At 73.4% G+C, this 16598-nt stretch carries 13 protein-coding genes; 10 read left to right on the forward strand and 3 right to left on the reverse strand.

All coding sequences use genetic code 11. From position 1 onward, the window contains the following. Positions 1 to 546: 546 nt before the first annotated feature. The 3 genes from ACZ67Q_RS01680 to ACZ67Q_RS01690 all read right to left on the reverse strand — a co-directional run bounded on the left by ACZ67Q_RS01680 (position 547) and on the right by ACZ67Q_RS01690 (position 3764). On the reverse strand, positions 547 to 945 hold the full coding sequence (locus ACZ67Q_RS01680) for a RidA family protein (RefSeq protein ID WP_471175080.1): 399 nt from the start codon (positions 943 to 945) through the stop codon (positions 547 to 549). A gap of 70 nt (positions 946 to 1015) precedes the next feature. Then, positions 1016 to 2584: an alpha/beta hydrolase gene (locus ACZ67Q_RS01685; protein WP_471175082.1), complete on the reverse strand. Its 1569-nt coding sequence runs from the start codon at positions 2582 to 2584 to the stop codon at positions 1016 to 1018. Positions 2585 to 2720: 136 nt separating this feature from the next. Continuing rightward, positions 2721 to 3764, reverse strand: coding sequence for an Rv2578c family radical SAM protein (locus ACZ67Q_RS01690; protein ID WP_471175084.1), 1044 nt, complete (start codon positions 3762 to 3764; stop codon positions 2721 to 2723). A gap of 200 nt (positions 3765 to 3964) precedes the next feature. Between ACZ67Q_RS01690 and ACZ67Q_RS01695 the strand changes: the two genes are divergently transcribed. The 10 genes from ACZ67Q_RS01695 to ACZ67Q_RS01740 all read left to right on the forward strand — a co-directional run bounded on the left by ACZ67Q_RS01695 (position 3965) and on the right by ACZ67Q_RS01740 (position 16524). Next, on the forward strand, positions 3965 to 4408 hold the full coding sequence (locus ACZ67Q_RS01695) for an SRPBCC family protein (RefSeq protein WP_471175086.1): 444 nt from the start codon (positions 3965 to 3967) through the stop codon (positions 4406 to 4408). Between the two features lie 178 nt (positions 4409 to 4586). Then, positions 4587 to 7001 carry an MFS transporter gene (locus ACZ67Q_RS01700; protein WP_471175088.1) on the forward strand — a complete coding sequence of 805 codons (2415 nt, stop codon included), beginning with the start codon at positions 4587 to 4589 and terminating at the stop codon, positions 6999 to 7001. 160 nt (positions 7002 to 7161) lie between these two features. Further along, positions 7162 to 9612: a SpoIIE family protein phosphatase gene (locus ACZ67Q_RS01705; RefSeq protein ID WP_471175090.1), complete on the forward strand. Its 2451-nt coding sequence runs from the start codon at positions 7162 to 7164 to the stop codon at positions 9610 to 9612. A gap of 99 nt (positions 9613 to 9711) precedes the next feature. Then, complete coding sequence (locus ACZ67Q_RS01710) at positions 9712 to 10437, forward strand: class I SAM-dependent methyltransferase (RefSeq protein ID WP_471175092.1); 726 nt, start codon at positions 9712 to 9714, stop codon at positions 10435 to 10437. Positions 10438 to 10544: 107 nt separating this feature from the next. Next, entirely contained in the window at positions 10545 to 10892 is a 348-nt protein-coding gene (locus ACZ67Q_RS01715) for a DoxX family protein (protein WP_471175094.1), read from the forward strand. A gap of 190 nt (positions 10893 to 11082) precedes the next feature. Next, on the forward strand, positions 11083 to 11916 hold the full coding sequence (locus ACZ67Q_RS01720; protein WP_471175096.1) for a M55 family metallopeptidase: 834 nt from the start codon (positions 11083 to 11085) through the stop codon (positions 11914 to 11916). Then, a complete protein-coding gene (locus ACZ67Q_RS01725) occupies positions 11909 to 13213 on the forward strand; it encodes a M20/M25/M40 family metallo-hydrolase (protein ID WP_471175098.1) in 1305 nt (434 codons plus the stop codon). Before ACZ67Q_RS01720 ends, ACZ67Q_RS01725 begins: the two co-directional genes overlap by 8 nt. A gap of 12 nt (positions 13214 to 13225) precedes the next feature. Then, positions 13226 to 15157 (forward strand): prolyl oligopeptidase family serine peptidase, encoded by a 1932-nt coding sequence (locus ACZ67Q_RS01730; protein ID WP_471175100.1) that lies wholly within the window; start codon positions 13226 to 13228, stop codon positions 15155 to 15157. After that, positions 15154 to 16077, forward strand: a complete 924-nt coding sequence (locus ACZ67Q_RS01735; RefSeq protein ID WP_471175102.1) for a S66 peptidase family protein — start codon at positions 15154 to 15156, stop codon at positions 16075 to 16077. Before ACZ67Q_RS01730 ends, ACZ67Q_RS01735 begins: the two co-directional genes overlap by 4 nt. Positions 16078 to 16275: 198 nt before the next feature. Then, complete coding sequence (locus ACZ67Q_RS01740; protein ID WP_471175104.1) at positions 16276 to 16524, forward strand: LapA family protein; 249 nt, start codon at positions 16276 to 16278, stop codon at positions 16522 to 16524. Positions 16525 to 16598: the final 74 nt, after the last annotated feature.

Genomic DNA, 16598 nt, shown 5'->3' on the forward strand with positions numbered 1-16598 from the left:
AGCCGCGCGGCCGTTGCGCCGGGGCCAGCCGCGTCGGCCGTTGCGCCGGGGCCGTCCCCGGAGCAGTCGTGCCGGGATCGCTCCGGCGCCCGTGCGGTGGGAGTCACCCCTGGCGTCGAGCCGGGGCGACCGCCGGTGGCCGTCAGGCCGGATTGACCGCCGGCACCCGTCGTGCCGGGGCCAGCCGCGTCGGCCATTGCGCCGGGGCCGTCCCCGGAGCAGTCGTGCCGGGATCGCTCCGGCGCCCGTGCGGTGGGACCGCCCCAGGCGTCGAGCCGGGCGACCGCCGGTGGCCCGTCAGGCCGGACTCACCGCCGGGCGCCCGTCGTGCCGGGGTCAGCCGCGTCGGCCGTTGCGCCGGGGCCGTCCCCGGCGGCCGTAGGGGCCGGGGGCAGCCCCGGTGGTCGGCCGGGCTCGGTCAGCCGTGGTCAGCTCCCGTGGCCGTCGTGCCGGGATCGGTCCGGTGCCCGTGCGGTGGGAGTCGCCCCTGGGCCGAGCCGGGGCGATCGCCGGTGGCCGTCAGGCCGGAGTGAACGCCGGTGGCCGTCAGGCCCGAGTGACCGCCAGGGCCTCGATCTCCATCAGGAACTCCGGGCGCACCAGCGCCGCCACCTGGACGGCCGAGGACGCCGGGAGACGGTCGTCCGGCAGGTGCGCGGCGCGGGCCGCGCGGATCGCCGGCATGTGCGCCATGTCCGTGACGAAGTAGGTCAGTTTCACGACGTCGTCGAAGGTCGCCCCGGCCGCGGCCAGGCAGCGGCGGAGGTTGTCGAAGACCTGGCGGGCCTGCGCGGACGCGTCACCCTCGCCGACCACGCTGCCGTCCTCGGCCAGAGCCAGCTGCCCGGAGACGGCGACCAGGCGGCCCGTGCCGATCACCACATGGCTGTACTGCGTCGCGGGCGCGACTCCGTCGGGGGCGGTGATCCTCGTCAGCTCGCTCATGCGTCCATCATGGAGCACGGGTCTGACAACGACCGCCCCCGACGGGACGTCAGAGACCTGCAGGGCAGGCTCAGCTGCGGAAGCCGAGCAGTCCGTGCAGCGCCGAGCCGCGCGAGCCGCTGGACGCCTCCTTGGTGCCGAGCGGTTTCGGGTCGGGCAGCGTCGCGCACACCGCGTCGACCGGCCCGCGACCGCGCGGCACCGTGCCGTCGGCCAGATACGCCGACAGATACCGGTCCAGGCAGCTGTTGCCGCTCAGGGTGATGCCGTGGTTGCCGCCCCCCTGCTCGACGACCAGGCTGGAACGGCCCAGCAGCCGGTGCACGGTCGCACCGCCCCGGTACGGGGTCGCCGCGTCGTTCGTCGCCTGGAACAGCAGCGCCGGCGGCAGGCTCGCGTTGGCGACGTGCACCGGCCGCCGCGCGGACGTCGGCCAGAACGCGCACGGCGCGTTGTACCAGGCGTTGTTCCACGTCATGAACGGCGCCTTCTCGTACACCGCCCAGTTGTCCTTGCGCCACTGCCGCCAGTCGCGCGGCCAGGAGGCGTCCCGGCACTGCACGGCGGTGTAGACGCTGTAGCCGTTGTCACCGGAGGCGCTCACCGCACCGAAGTTGTCGTACGCCTCGACCAGCGGCGCGGTGTCCTTCTTCGTGACGTACGCCGAGAACGCCTCGGCGAGGTAGGGCCAGTAGCCGTTGTAGTAGCCGCCGGGGATGAAGGTGTCCTCCAGCTCGGAGGCGCCCACCTTCCCCTGGGCCGGTTTCCCGGCGAGGGCCGCCCGCATCGCGTACCACTTCGCCTCCACCTTCTCCGGGTCGGTGCCCAGGTGGTAGGCGGTGTCGTACTTCGCGATCCACGCCATCAGCGCGCGGTGGCGGTCGTTGAAGGCGTAGTCCTGGGTGAGGTTGTCGTCGTACCACACACCCGTGGGGTCGACGATCGAGTCCAGCACGAGGCGGCGCACCCGCTGAGGGAACAGCCGGGCGTAGACGGCGCCCAGGTACGTGCCGTAGGAGTAACCGAAGTAGTTGAGCTTCTGCGCGCCGACCGCCGCGCGGATGGCGTCCATGTCCCGCACGGCGCTGACGGTGTCCATATGGGGCAGCAGATCCGCGTACTTCCTGCCGCAGTCCGCGGCGAAGGACGTGGCGCGGCGCAGGTTCGCCTGCTCCAGGGCCCCGGTCGCCGGCACCGAGTCGGGCCGCACCGGCTTGAAGTGGCCGGGCGCGCAGTCCAGGGCGGGGCGGGACCTGCCGACGCCACGGGGGTCGAAGCCGATGACGTCGTACTGCGCTGCCACCGCCTTGGGCAGGGAGGAGGCGACGAACCCGGCGAGGCTGAGTCCGCTGCCGCCGGGACCGCCGGGGTTGACCAGCAGCGGGCCCTGGTACGCCGGGGCGGTGTGCGGGACGCGGGAGAGCGCCAGGGTGATCTGCCGCCCGTCCGGGTCCGCGTGGTCCAGCGGCACCGTCAGGGACGCGCACTGGAGCGTCGGGTAGTCGGTGGTGCCGCACTTCTTCCAGGTGAGAGGGGCGGCGGGTGCGCCGTGCGCGGCGTGGGCCTGCGCGGGCGCGGCCGTGAGGGCTCCGGCCAGCACGGCGGCGGCGCCGCACAGCGCGGCTGCGCGTTTGCTCATGGGGGTCCTCCCAGGACGGAGGGTGGTGGGCCGCGAGATTCACGGTCCACGCCGCATCGTCCCGGCAAGGGACCCCGGAAGAACGTGTTCCGGCGATACTTGACCCGGATGGGCCGCCGGATGCCCTCGAACGCTCTCAGATCAGCGACAGTTGGGTCGGCTCGGACGCCGGTGTGCCAGTGGCCTGCGCGGGCCGGATCCGGCGGGGCAGGCCCGGGCCTGCCGGACCGATGCCGTACTCCTGGGCCAGCTCGTGCACCTGACGGGTGATCCGGCGCTGGTACCACTTGGGCGCGTAGGCGCCCGTGGCGTACAGCCGCTCGTACCGCGGCACCAGGTACGGGTGGTGCTGCCGCAGCCACGCCATGTACCACTCCCGGGCCCCGGGCCGCAGGTGCAGCGTCAGCGGCGTCACCGAGGTCGCCCCGGCCTCCGCGATGGCCCGTACGGTCGCCCGCAGCTGCTCGGGCCGGTCGCCGAGGAACGGGATCACCGGTGCCATCAGCACCCCGCACCCGATGCCGTGCTCGGCCAGGGTGCGCACGACGTCCAGGCGCCGCTCCGGGGCGGGGGTGCCCGGCTCCACGGTGCGCCACAGCTCGCCGTCGGTGAAGCCGACCGAGACGGAGATGCCGACGTCGGTGACCGCGGCCGCCTGCTTCAGCAGCTCCAGGTCGCGCAGGATCAGCGTGCCCTTGGTGAGGATCGAGAAGGGGTTCGCGCGGTCGCGCAGGGCGCCGATGATGCCGGGCATGAGCCGGTAGCGGCCCTCGGCGCGCTGGTAGCAGTCGACGTTCGTGCCCATGGCGATGTGCTCGCCCTGCCAGCGCGGTGAGGCCAGCTGGTGGCGCAGCAGCTCCGGCGCGTTCACCTTGACCACGATCTGGGTGTCGAAGCCGATACCGGTGTCCAGGTCCAGATAGCTGTGCGTCTTCCTGGCGAAGCAGTACACGCACGCGTGCGAGCAGCCCCGGTAGGGGTTCACCGTCCACTCGAAGGGCATGCGGGAGGCGCCGGGGACGCGGTTGATGATCGAGCGGGCCCGGATCTCGTGGAAGGTGATCCCGCGGAACTCCGGCGTGTCGATCGTGCGGCGGACCACCGCGTCCGCCCCGAACAGGGCGCTGTCCTCGGCCCGGCCGTGCTCGCCGGAGTCCACGGTGAGGTTCTCCCAGCGCATGACGCCTCCTCGGTAGCTCTGGCGAAGGCCCGGTGCCTCCGGCGACAGAATAGAACATTTGTTCCCTTGATCGTGCGAACGTCATCTCCGGTCATCCGAAGCCCCCCGATCGATCACTTCCGGCACCCCGATTTGGGCGGCCGCGCGGCGGGGTGGTTGGCTTGCCCCAACCCGAGAACACGAGGTCCTGGAGGGATCCGATGGCGCAGGTCGAGGCCACTACCGAGCGGGTCGTCGCGGCGGACCCGGAGAAGGTGTTCGACACCCTCGCCGACTACAGCGGCGCGCGCGAGAAGCTGCTGCCCGAGCACTTCAGCGAGTACGAGGTGCGCGAGGGCGGCGACGGCGAGGGCACCCTCGTCCACTGGAAGCTCCAGGCCACCAGCAAGCGCATCCGCGACTGCCTCCTGGAGGTCACCGAGCCCACCGACGGGCAGCTGGTGGAGAAGGACCGCAACTCCTCCATGGTCACCACCTGGACCGTCACCCCGGCCGGGGAGGGCAGGTCCCGGGTGCAGGTGACCACCACCTGGAAGGGGGCCGGCGGCATCGGCGGCTTCTTCGAGAAGACCTTCGCGCCCAAGGGGCTCGCCCGGATCTACGACGCGATGCTCGCCAAGCTCGCCGCCGAGGTCGAGAAGTGAGGGCCGGTCGTTGATGTCCGGGACGTGACAAGTCGCCCCCGGTGAAGGGGTCTTGACTCCGTCACCGGTTCGAGTGGATCTCCGTTCGACGCGCCGATTCGCCGTAACTCGTCGCGCCTGCCCGTAGTTGTCGCCTTACGCGGGAATTGCGTGGCAGACGCGACGAGGGGAGCGGCACGTGGGCGGGATCACCCTGACGCAGGAGGAGCTGCGGGAAGCGCCGGTCGCGGCGCCGCCCGGACCTCCCGCGCCCGAGCCCGGCGATCCGGCCGGGCTCAGCCCCCGCCGGGTGCGCCTGGTCTTCCTCGGCCTGATGCTCGCGCTGCTGCTCGCCGCGCTCGAGCAGATGATCGTCGCCACCGCCCTGCCGAAGATCGTCGGCGAGCTGCACGGCCTGGAGCGGATGTCCTGGGCGATCACCGCCTACCTGCTCACCTCCACCGTCGGACTGCCCGTCTACGGCAAGCTCGGCGACCTGCTCGGCCGCAAGAGCGTCTTCCAGTTCGCGATCGTCGTCTTCGTCATCGGCTCCGCGCTCGCCGGACGGGCGCAGAGCATGGACCAGCTGATCGCCTTCCGGGCCGTGCAGGGTGTCGGCGCGGGCGGCCTGATGATCGGCGTCCAGGCGATCATCGCGGACATCGTGCCGCCGCGGCAGCGCGGCCGGTTCATGGGCCTGATCGGCGCCGCCTTCGGCCTCGCCTCCGTCGCCGGACCCCTGCTCGGCGGCTACTTCACCGACCACCTCTCCTGGCGCTGGTGCTTCTACGTCAACGTCCCCTTCGGACTGGTCACCCTCGCCGTCGTCACCGTCGTGCTGAAACTGCCGAAGCCCACCGCCCGCCCCCGCTTCGACATCCTCGGCACCCTGCTGCTCGCCGCCGCCTCCACCTGCCTGGTGCTGCTGACCAGCTGGGGCGGCACCGAATACGCCTGGGACTCGCGGGTCATCGCCGGCCTCGGCGCCGGAGCGCTCGTCGCGGCCGCGCTGTTCCTGCTCACCGAGCACCGCGCGGCCGAACCCATCGTCCCGCTGCGGCTGTTCCGCGACTCCGTCTTCAACGTCTCCGCGCTCGTCGGCCTGGTGATCGGCGTCGCCCTGTTCGGCGCCGCCAGCTATCTGCCGACGTTCCTGCAGATGGTCGACGGGGCCTCCGCCACCGAGTCCGGACTGCTGATGCTGCCCATGATGGGCGGCATCGTCGGCGCCTCCGTCATCTCCGGCCAGCTCATCAGCCACACCGGCCGCTACAAGCTCTACCCGGTGCTCGGCGGCGCCGTCTCCGCGCTCGGCATGTGGCTGCTGTCCCGGCTCGAAGTGGACACCCCCCGGCTGCACTACAGCATCTGGATGGCCGTCCTCGGCGCCGGCATCGGCCTGGTGATGCCCGTCCTCGTCCTCGCCGTGCAGAACTCCGTACGGCCCGCCGACCTCGGCACCGCCACCAGCGCCAACAACTACTTCCGGCAGATCGGCGGCAGTGTCGGCGCCGCGATCTTCGGCACCCTCTTCGCCGACCGCCTCACCGACGCCCTCGCGGACCGCCTCCCGGCACACGCGGGGGGAGCCCTGCCCGACGCCGAGTCCATCACCCCGCAGCTCGTCCACCGGCTGCCGCCCGCCCTGCGCGACGCCTACATCCAGGCGTACGCCGACGCCATGCCGCGCATCTTCCTCTACCTGGTGCCGGTGCTCGTCCTCGGCCTGCTCATCGCCTTCTTCCTCAAGGAGACCCCGCTGTTGACCACTGCAGAGTCCCACAACGCCCCCGTCCCCGAGACGGAGACCGGGCGCGTGCACGCGAGCGTCCCGCAGGCCCGCGCCCCCCACACCGCGGGCATCCCCGTCTGCGGCACCGTGCAGCACCCCGACGGCACCGTCGTGCCCCGCGCGGCGCTCACCCTCATCGACGTCGCCGGGCAGCAGATCGGCCGGGGCGCCAGCGGCGAGGACGGGCGGTACGCGCTGGCCACGCCCGGCTCGGGGGCGTACGTCCTGATCGCCGCCGCGGGCGGGCACCAGCCGCAGGCCGTCTCGGTGACCGTCGGCGAGCGGCCCGTCGAGCTCGACGTCGTCCTCGGCGGCGCCGGACGCCTCGCCGGCAGCGTGCTCACCGCCGACGGCACCCCGGTGCGCGACGCCACCGTCACCCTCACCAATGTGCACGGCGAGGTCGTCGCCACCACCCGCAGCGGCCGCGAGGGCGGCTACGTCATCACCGAGCTCGTCGCCGGCGAGTACACCCTCGCCGCCAGCGCCCCCGCCTACCGCCCCGCCGCCCTCCCGGTCACCGTGCAGGCCTCCCGCGAGACCCGGCAGGACATCGAACTCGCGGGCGGCGCCGTGCTGCGCGGCACCGTGCGGGCGAGCGGAGGACGGGCGGTGGAGGACGCGCGCGTGACGCTGCTCGACGCGGCCGGCAACGTCGTCGACACCCTCACCACCGGCGCGGACGGGACTTTCCGCTTCGTCGACCTGTCGTCCGGCGAGTACACCGTCATCGCCGCCGGCTACCCGCCCGTCGCCACCGTGCTGCAGGTGGCCGGTGGCGGCCGCACCGAACGGGACCTGCAACTCGGCCACGAGGACTGAGCCGACGAGTGAGGGCCGGCGCATCCGGCCGCTCTAAATCCTGTGTTTGCCGCACACCGCGGTGCGCGGTCACCGTACCGTGGGAGAGCGGCGCAGATCTTGAGTGCGCGGCACCCACGGGGAACCCACGTGACGTCGAGGGGGAGAAGGGGCCTGGGTCATGGACCATGGCACCGAAACGGGCGTGCACTTCGGCCGCGCGGCCGGCGGCGAGAGTGCGCGGGCGGACGCCGGGCGGATTCCGCTCGCCGTGGTCGTCGTCGACCGGGACGGCCTGGTGTCCCACTGGAGCACCGGCGCGCGGCGGCTGTTCGGCACCGCGCGCGAGGACGCCGTCGGCCGCGCGGCCGTCGATCTGCTGCCGGTCTCCGGCGCGCTGCCCGAGGACCCGGACGACGGGCCGACGCTGGACGCGTACGACGTGTACGACGGCCTCGGCCCCGGCCTGGGCGCCTCGCTCGGCGGCCGCACGGCCTACCCGGCGGCGGGCCGGGCACGCGTCGCCCACCCCGGTCAGGGCGATCGTCTCGACGTGATGTGGTGGGCCTACCCGCTGGTCGGCCCCGGCTCCGCGCGGCTGCTGGTGCTCGCCGCGGACGCGGCCCGGCTGCACGCCGAGCGCGGCTACGACGACGAGCTGATCGAACGGATCTCGCCCGGCTTCGCCCGCCACACCGAACTGCCCGACGCAGAGGGCCTCGCCCGCAGGCTGCCGGAGATCCTGCCCAACATGGGTCCCGGCCGCAGCGCCCGGATCATCTCGCAGGTGCTCGAACTGGGCTACCCGGTCCTGGAGTTCAGCCAGTTCGACCGGGTGCCCGTCACCCCGGACTGGGGTGTGCCGCGCCGCGCCGACCGGCGTGCGGCGGCCACCCTCGCACGGACACCGGCGCTCCAGCCGGCGGCCGTACCCGCGGGCGCGGAGTCGGACCTGGAGTACGCGGCCGTACGCGAGCGGCTGGAGTTCCTCAACGAGGTCAGCCGGGGCATCGGCTCCTCCCTCGACCTCGACGCGACCATCCGCGAGGTCACCAGCGCCGCGGTGCCCCGCTTCGCGGACTTCGCCGGCACCCATCTGCGCGCGGCCGTCCTGGCCGGTGAGGAGTTCCCGGACGGGCCGCCGGACGCGCAGACCGTGATGCACCGCGTCTGGGTCGAGCACAACGACGCACCGGGCCGCTGGGACGACACCGTCCCGGTCGGCGAGACATTCGCCTTCCCCGAACACACGCCCTTCTACCGGTGCATGGTCACGGGCGAACCGGTCCTCATCGAGCGGGTGAGCCCGGAGTTGAGCGAGCGGATCTCCGGCGAGTTCGAAAAACGCGATCTGCGTCCGCTGATCACCGGCCGCTCCCTGCTGATCGTGCCGCTCAAGGCGCGCAACGTCGTCCTCGGCTTCATGGTGCTCATGCGCCGCCCCGACCGCGCCGCCTTCGACGACATGGACCGCACCACCGGCGCCGAACTCGCCGCCCGCGCTGGCCTGGTGCTCGACAACGCCCGCATGTACACCTACCAGGAGAACGTCGCCGAGACCCTCCAGGACAGCATGCTGCCCCAGGTCGCCCCGCGTATGGCGGGCTGCGACACCGCCACCCGCTACCTGCCCGGCACCCGTCTCGGACGGGTCGGCGGCGACTGGTTCGACACCATCAAACTGCCCGGCGCCCGCACCGCCCTCGTCGTCGGCGACGTCATGGGCCACGGCCTGAACTCCGCTGCCATGATGGGCCAGTTGCGTACGGCCGTGCAGACCATGGCCGCCATGGAGGTGCCGCCCGCCCAGCTGCTGCGCCACCTCGACGACCTGGCCCGGCGGCTCGGCGAGACCTACCTCGCCACCTGCCTGTACGCGGTGTACGACCCGATCCACGCCGAGCTGCGGATCGCCAACGCCGGGCACATCCCGCCGGTGCTGGTGCGCGCCGAGGACGGCCGCAGTGAGCTGCTCGAACTGCCGACCGGCGCGCCCATCGGCATCGGCGGGGTGCCCTTCGAGACCGCCGTGGTCCGGGTGGCGCCCGGCGACCGGCTCGTGCTGTGCACCGACGGGCTCGTCGAGGTGCGCGGCGCGGACATCGGGGACGGGCTGGCCGCGCTGTGCGAGTCCGCCGCCCATCCCGCGGCCTCCATGGACGACGCCTGCGACACCATCATCCGGGCGCTCAACACCCACGGCGAACGCAAGGACGACGTCGCACTCCTCATGGCCCGCCTCAACGGCATCCCCGCCGGTCACATCGCCGAGTGGCCGCTCGACCACGACCCGCGCGAGGTGGGCCGGGCCCGCCGGCTGGTCCGCGACCAGTTGCTGCGCTGGGACCTGGCCGACGCGGTGGAGACGGCACAGCTGCTCGTCAGCGAGATCGTCACCAACGCCGTACGCCACACCGGTGGACGGCGCATCGGGCTGCGGCTCGTACTGGCGGACGCGCTGCTCGTCGAGGTCACCGACGAGGGTGCCGACCTGCCCGCACTGCTCGCCGCCGGGCTGGAAGAGGAGCACGGGCGCGGACTGCGGGTGGTCAGCCGGCTGGCGCGGGAGTGGGGCGCCAGTGTGCAGGGCAACGGCAAGACGGTGTGGTTCGAACAGGCGTTGACGTCCTGACCCTCTCGTCGAACATCGGGTGAAAGCCTGCTCGCGACCCCTTGCCGTGCCCTGACGCGTCGCGATATGTCGATCACGACGCCGACCTGGGGAGCACGCATGAACGTCTCGGACAACTACCGCAGCGCTTGGGAGAGTTACTGGGAGAAGACCTCCGACGAGCCGGGCGAGGCGATCTGGGACGCCGGGGTGGAGCTGACCGCCGTGCCGCACACCGAGCTGCTGCTGCCCCACGCCGACGCGGGCCTGCCGGTCGTCGACCTCGGCTGCGGCAACGGCACCCAGACCCGCTATCTCGCGACCCGGTTCGCGCGGGCCGTCGGCGTCGACCTGTCGCACGCGGCCGTCGAGCACGCGCGGCGCGGCGGAGAGGGCGACGGGGTGGAGTTCCTCCAGCTCGACCTGACCGACGCGGACGCCGTGCGCGCGCTGCACGAACGGCTCGGCGACACCAACGTCTACATGCGGGCGGTCATCCACCAGAGCGAGCCGGAGGCACGGCCCGCGGTCGCGGCGGCCGTCGCCGAGCTGACGGGCGAACGCGGCCGGGCCTTCGTCGTGGAGCTGACCTCCGGCTCCCGCGAGGTGCTGCAGCGGGCCGCGCAGGGGCCGGGCGGGCCAGGGCCCAAGCTGCGCCGGGTCTTCGAGCACGGGCTCAAGCCGGCCGACGCGCCCGACGACGAGATCCGGCAGCTGCTCGGCGCGGCCGGTCTGGAGATCCTCGCCGAGGGAGACACGGCGCTGGCGCAGACCGAGTACCTGCCCGACGGCAGCCTGCTGGAGCTGCCCGCGCACTGGTTCGTGCTGGCCCGCACGCCAGCGTGACCCAGGTCACGGCGCAGGGCGGCCCCGGAGCGGTCACATCCGCGTCCGGTGGTTCGTCAGACCGGTGACAGCACAGCAGGGTCGCCCCCAGCCAAGGAGACGCAGCCATGTCCACCGCCTACGTCATCGTCACCGTCCTCGCGGCCGCCATGGCGGCCTTCTCCGCCGGCGCGGTCTTCTTCCACGCCGAATGGACCCTCAAGCCGCTGGCCGACTACGGCGTCCCGCGCGCGTGGTGGCCGTGGCTGGGCGCGGCCAAGGCCGCCGGCGCGGTGGGCCTGCTGGTCGGCCTCGCGGTACCGGTGATCGGGCGGCTGGCCGCAGCGGGCCTGATCCTGTACTTCCTCGGCGCGGCGATCACCGTGATCCGCGCCCGCTGGTTCTCCCACGTGCCGTTCCCCCTGGTGTACGCGGCACCGGCGGTGGCGTCCCTGATCCTGGGCCTGACGGCCTGAACGCCACGGAGGACAGCCGGGCCGCCGCAGCGCCCGGCTGTCCTGCGCCGGGTGGATCGCCGGTCGGGTGGGACGACGGCCCGGCGTGGCCCCCGGGGCCTCCCGCAGCCGGAGTCGTCGCCGCCGGTGCCCGGGACACCCCGGGTGGGAGCCTGGCCGGTGGGGCGGGCGGCGCGTAACGTGGCGGAGCATGAAGATCCTCATCAGTGCCGACATGGAGGGGGCCACGGGGGTCACCTGGCCGGCCGACGTGCTGCCGGGGACGCCGCAGTGGGAGCGGTGCCGGGCGATGTTCACCTCCGACGTCGACGCCGCCGTGCGGGGCTTCTTCGACGGCGGCGCCGACGAGGTGGTCGTCAACGAGGCCCACTGGACCATGCGCAACCTGCTGCTGGAGCGGCTGGACGAGCGGGCGCAGATGCTCACCGGGCGGCACAAGGACCTGTCGATGGTCGAGGGGGTGCAGCACGGTGACATCGACGGCATCGCGTTCGTCGGCTATCACGCGGGCGCCGGCATGGAGGGCGTCCTCGCCCACACGTACCTCGCCAACCAGATCACCGGCGTCTGGCTGAACGACGTCAGGGCCAGCGAGGGACTGCTGAACGCGCACGTCGTCGCCGAGTACGGCGTCCCCGTGATCCTCGTGACCGGCGACGACGTCGCCTGCGAGGACGCACTCGGCTACGCGCCCGAGGCGCTGAAGGTCGCCGTCAAGGACCACGTGTCGCGTTACGCCGCCGTGTGCCGCACCCCGGCCCGTACCGCCGCCGACATCCGCGCCGCCGCGAAAGAGGCCGCGCGGCTGGCGGTCCGTCAGCCACCGGCAGACACAGGACCGTTCACCGTCGCCGTCGAGTTCGATGCCGAGCATCTGGCCATGGCCGCGACCGTCGTGCCGGGGGTCGGCCGGATCGGGGAGCGGAAGGTCGCGTACACCAGCGACACCATGTACGAGGGGATCCGCACGTTCAAGGCGGTCACCACCATCGCCTCGGCCGCAGTGGAGGAGCAGTATGGCTGACCAGCAGGCCCTGGACGAGGTCGTCGACTTCACCTCCGGTCTCATCCGCATCGACACCACCAACCGTGGCGGCGGCGACTGCCAGGAGCGGCCCGCCGCCGAGTACGCCGCCGAACGGCTCGCCGGCGCCGGTCTCGAACCCGTGCTGCTGGAGCGCACGCCCGGCCGCACCAACGTCGTCGCCCGTATCGAGGGCACCGACCCGTCCGCCGACGCGCTGCTGGTCCACGGCCACCTGGACGTCGTACCGGCCGAGGCGCGGGACTGGAGCGTGCACCCCTTCTCCGGGGAGGTGCGCGACGGCGTCGTATGGGGGCGCGGGGCCGTCGACATGAAGAACATGGACGCGATGATCCTCGCCGTCGTGCGGGCCTGGGCCCGTGAGGGCTTCCGGCCCCGGCGGGACATCGTCGTCGCGTTCACCGCCGACGAGGAGGCCAGCGCCGAGGACGGCTCCGGCTTCCTCGCCGACCGTCATCCGCACCTGTTCGAAGGCTGCACCGAGGGTGTCAGCGAGTCCGGCGCTTTCACCTTCCACGACGGCTCCGGGCGGCAGATCTACCCCATCGCTGCAGGCGAGCGGGGCACCGGCTGGCTGAAGCTCACCGCGCGCGGCCGGGCCGGACACGGCTCCAAGGTCAACCGCGAGAACGCGGTGACCCGGCTCGCCGCCGCCGTCACCCGCATCGGCGAGCACAGCTGGCCCACGCGCCTGACCCCCACCGTGCGGGCCGCGCTCACCGAACTCGCCGCGTTGTACGGCGTCGAGCCCGACTTCGAGGACGTGGACGCGCTGCTGGGCAAGCTCGGCCCGGCCGCCCAGCTGGTCGAGGCCACGATCCGCAACAGCGCCAACCCGACCATGCTGGACGCCGGTTACAAGGTCAACGTCGTCCCCGGCGAGGCCCTCGCCTACGTCGACGGACGCTACCTCGCGGGCCACGAGGACGAGTTCCGCGCCACCCTCGACGATCTGACCGGGCCGGACGTCGACTGGGACTTCCACCACCACGAGGTCGCCCTCCAGGCACCGGTGGACTCGCCGACGTACGCCAAGATGCGTGCGGCCGTGGAGCAGTTCGCGCCGGAGGGGCACGTGGTGCCGTACTGCATGTCGGGCGGCACGGACGCCAAGCAGTTCTCCCGGCTCGGCATCACCGGCTACGGTTTCGCCCCGCTGAAGCTGCCCGAGGGCTTCGACTACCAGGCCCTCTTCCACGGCGTCGACGAGCGCGTGCCCGTCGAGGCCCTGCACTTCGGCGTCCGCGTCCTCGACCGTTTCCTGCGCACCGCCTAGGAGGGACACACCGTGCAGATCCTGCCGTACGGATCGTGGCCGTCGCCGGTCGACGCGGCGCTCGCCGCATCCCATGACGGGTTCCCCGAGTACGTCGGCTTCGTCGGCGACGAGGCCTGGTGGACCGAGCCGCGCCCCGCCGAGGGCGGCCGGCGTGCCCTGGTGCGGCGGCACGCCGACGGCCGCGCGGAGCCGGTGCTGCCCGCGCCGTGGAACGTGCGCAGCCGGGTCATCGAGTACGGCGGACGGCCCTGGGCCGGAGTGCTGCGCCAGGGGCGGCCGCTCGTGGTGTTCACGCACTTCGCCGACCAGCGGCTGTACGCGCACGAACCCGGCGGCGAGCCCCGCCCGCTCACCCCGCGGGGCCCGCGCTGGGCCGAGCCGCAGATCCTGCTCGACCGCGGTGAGGTGTGGTGCGTGCTGGAGGAGTTCACCGGCCCGGCGCCCACCGACGTACGGCGCGTCCTGGCCGCCGTACCGCTCGACGGGTCGGCCGCCGAGGACCGGGGCGCGGTGCGGGAACTGGCCGGTGAGCGGCACCGGTTCGTCACCGGGCCGCGGCTCGCGCCGGACGGGCGCAAGGTGGCATGGCTGGCCTGGGACCATCCGCGGATGCCGTGGGACGGCACCGAGCTGCTGGTCGCCGACGTCGGCGCCGACGGCACCTTCGGCGAGCCGCGGGTCGCCGCGGGCGGTGCGCAGGAGTCCGTCGCGCAGGCCGACTGGTCGGCGGACGGGCGGCTGCTGTACGCGAGCGACCGCACCGGCTGGTGGAACCTCTACCGCGACGGCGAGCCGCTGTGCCCGCGCGAGGAGGAGTTCGGCGGGCCGCTGTGGAAGCTGGGGCAGCGCTGGTTCGCGCCGCTGGACAGCGGGCTGATCGCCGTACTGCACGGGCGCGGACCCGCCGTTCTCGGCATACTCGACCCGGAGACCGGTGACCTGGCCGACGCCGTCGGCCCGTGGACCGAGTACGCCGCCACCCTCGCCGTGCACGGCGACCGGGTCCTCGCCGTCGGCGCGAGCCCGCGGACCGGGGGCGAGGTCGTCGAGCTGGACACCTGCACCGGGCGCGCCCGGGTGGTCGGCGCCGCCCATCAGGACGCCGTCGACCCCGCCTACTGCCCCGAACCGCAGGTGCGGACCTTCACCGGTCCCGGCGGACGCGAGATCCACGCCCATGTGTACCCGCCCCACCACCCGCACTGCGCGGCACCGGAGCGCGAACTGCCCCCGTACGTCGTATGGGCGCACGGCGGGCCCACCGGCCGTTCCCCGCTCGTGCTGGACCTGGAGATCGCCTACTTCACCTCCCGCGGCATCGGAGTGGCCGAGGTCAACTACGGCGGTTCCACCGGGTACGGGCGCGCCTACCGCGAGCGGCTGCGGGGGCAGTGGGGCGTGGTCGACGTCGAGGACTGCGCGGCCGTCGCGCTGGCCCTCGCCGAGGAGGGCACCGCCGACCGGGCCCGGCTGGCGATCCGGGGCGGCAGCGCCGGCGGCTGGACCGCGGCCGCCTCCCTGGCCACGACGGACGTCTACGCCTGCGGCACCATCATCTATCCCGTGCTCGACCTCGTCGGCTGGGCCCGCGGCGGCACCCACGACTTCGAGTCGCGCTACCTCGACTCCCTGGTCGGGCCGTTCAGCCCGGAGCGCTACGCCGAGCGTTCGCCGCTGACCCACGCCGACCGGATCACCGCGCCCTTCCTGCTGCTCCAGGGGCTCGACGACGTGATCTGCCCGCCCGAGCAGTGCGAACGGTTCCTCGCCCGCATCGAGGGCCGGCGGCTGCCGCACGCCTACATCGCCTTCGAAGGAGAGGGCCACGGCTTCCGGCGGGCCGAGACCATGGTCCACGCCCTGGAGGCCGAACTGTCCCTGTACGCCCAGGTGTTCGGGCTGACGGTGACGGACGTCCCGCGGCTGGAGCTGGCCAAGTGAAGCCGCTGCTGCGGCCCCGCCGCCTCGCCCCCGGCGCCCGCGTGGCCGTCGTCGCCCCCAGCGGACCCGTGCCCGAGGAGCGCCTGCAGGCCGGGCTCGACGTGCTGCGCGGCTGGGACCTGGACCCGGTCGTCGCGCCCCATGTGCTCGACCGGCACCGCGACTTCGACTACCTTGCCGGGACCGACGAGGACCGGGCCGCCGACCTCCAGAGCGCCTGGTGCGATCCGGCCGTCGACGCCGTGCTGTGCGCGCGGGGCGGCTACGGGGCGCAGCGCATCGCCGGCCTGCTCGACTGGGACGCGATGGCGGCCGCCGGGCCGAAGGTGTTCGTCGGCTTCAGCGACATCACGGCGCTGCACGAGGCGTTCGCGACCCGGCTCGGCCTGGTCACCCTGCACGGCCCGATGGCCGCCGGGATCGACTTCGTGAAGAACGCCCGCGCCCAGGAACACCTGCGGGCCACACTGTTCGCCCCGGACACGGCCCGCACGATCACCTCCGGCGGCGGCGCCCTGGTGGCCGGGCGGGCGCGGGGCGTGCTGCTGGGCGGTTGCCTGTCCTTGCTCGCCGCCGAACTGGGCACCCCGCACGCCCGGCCGTCCGCGCGGGGCGGGCTGCTGTGCCTGGAGGACGTCGGCGAGGAGACCTACCGCCTGGACCGCTACCTCACCCAACTCCTGCGCTCCGGCTGGCTGGACGGCGTGCGCGGGGTGCTGCTCGGCTCGTGGGAGCGGTGCGGCCCCTACGAGCGGGTGCGGACCCTGCTCGCCGACCGGCTCGGCGGGCTCGGCGTGCCCGTCGCAGAGGAGTTCGGATTCGGGCACGGGGCGGGAGCGCTGACCATCCCGTTCGGTGTCCCGGCGGAACTCGACGCACAGGCGGCCACGTTGACGCTGGAGGAGCCCGCGCTGAGCTGACCGGCCGTGCCGCCGGACCAAAGACGTCGTCGCGACCACGCCGCCCGAAGCGTCCGTCACCGCCGTTCGCGCGCCCCGGGACACCGTGCACTCCCCCCGGCGGGGCGGCCGCAGCCGGCAGTCGAGTCGCCCGCAGGGCGCGGCCCACCGTGCGCGGCCCACCGTGCGCGGGCGCCGTTTCGGCCGCACCCTGGGATCATGAAGGTGAAGACGAAGACTCCCGTCGGTGACCACACGCGGGGCGGCTGGTCCGCGCTGCTCACACCGCGGCGGATCATCGCGCTGGTGCTCGCGCTGCTCGGTCTGGTCTTCGTCTTCGAGAACACCCAGGACACCGAGATCCGGTTGCTGGTGCCGGTGGTCACCATGCCCCTGTGGGTGGCACTGCTGGCCACCGGCGTCATCGGCGCACTGTGCGGGGCGGTCTTCCTCAACCGGCGCCGCTAGCGGACGTCGCGCCGATCACGCCGGGCCTGCGGCGTGCTCGGCGAGGAGCCCCCTGGGACCCGCCGGCCGTTGCC

The organism is Streptomyces sp. NPDC036813 (assembly GCF_055609245.1).

What these genes read in the sequence shown, in the direction of transcription:
- ACZ67Q_RS01680 (WP_471175080.1), bottom strand. Translation starts at nt 945, where the DNA reads ATGAGCGAGCTGACGAGGATCACCGCCCCCGACGGAGTCGCGCCCGCG.
- ACZ67Q_RS01685 (WP_471175082.1), bottom strand. Translation starts at nt 2,584, where the DNA reads ATGAGCAAACGCGCAGCCGCGCTGTGCGGCGCCGCCGCCGTGCTGGCC.
- ACZ67Q_RS01690 (WP_471175084.1), bottom strand. Translation starts at nt 3,764, where the DNA reads ATGCGCTGGGAGAACCTCACCGTGGACTCCGGCGAGCACGGCCGGGCC.
- ACZ67Q_RS01695 (WP_471175086.1), top strand. Translation starts at nt 3,965, where the DNA reads ATGGCGCAGGTCGAGGCCACTACCGAGCGGGTCGTCGCGGCGGACCCG.
- ACZ67Q_RS01705 (WP_471175090.1), top strand. Translation starts at nt 7,162, where the DNA reads ATGGACCATGGCACCGAAACGGGCGTGCACTTCGGCCGCGCGGCCGGC.
- ACZ67Q_RS01710 (WP_471175092.1), top strand. Translation starts at nt 9,712, where the DNA reads ATGAACGTCTCGGACAACTACCGCAGCGCTTGGGAGAGTTACTGGGAG.
- ACZ67Q_RS01715 (WP_471175094.1), top strand. Translation starts at nt 10,545, where the DNA reads ATGTCCACCGCCTACGTCATCGTCACCGTCCTCGCGGCCGCCATGGCG.
- ACZ67Q_RS01720 (WP_471175096.1), top strand. Translation starts at nt 11,083, where the DNA reads ATGAAGATCCTCATCAGTGCCGACATGGAGGGGGCCACGGGGGTCACC.
- ACZ67Q_RS01725 (WP_471175098.1), top strand. Translation starts at nt 11,909, where the DNA reads ATGGCTGACCAGCAGGCCCTGGACGAGGTCGTCGACTTCACCTCCGGT.
- ACZ67Q_RS01740 (WP_471175104.1), top strand. Translation starts at nt 16,276, where the DNA reads ATGAAGGTGAAGACGAAGACTCCCGTCGGTGACCACACGCGGGGCGGC.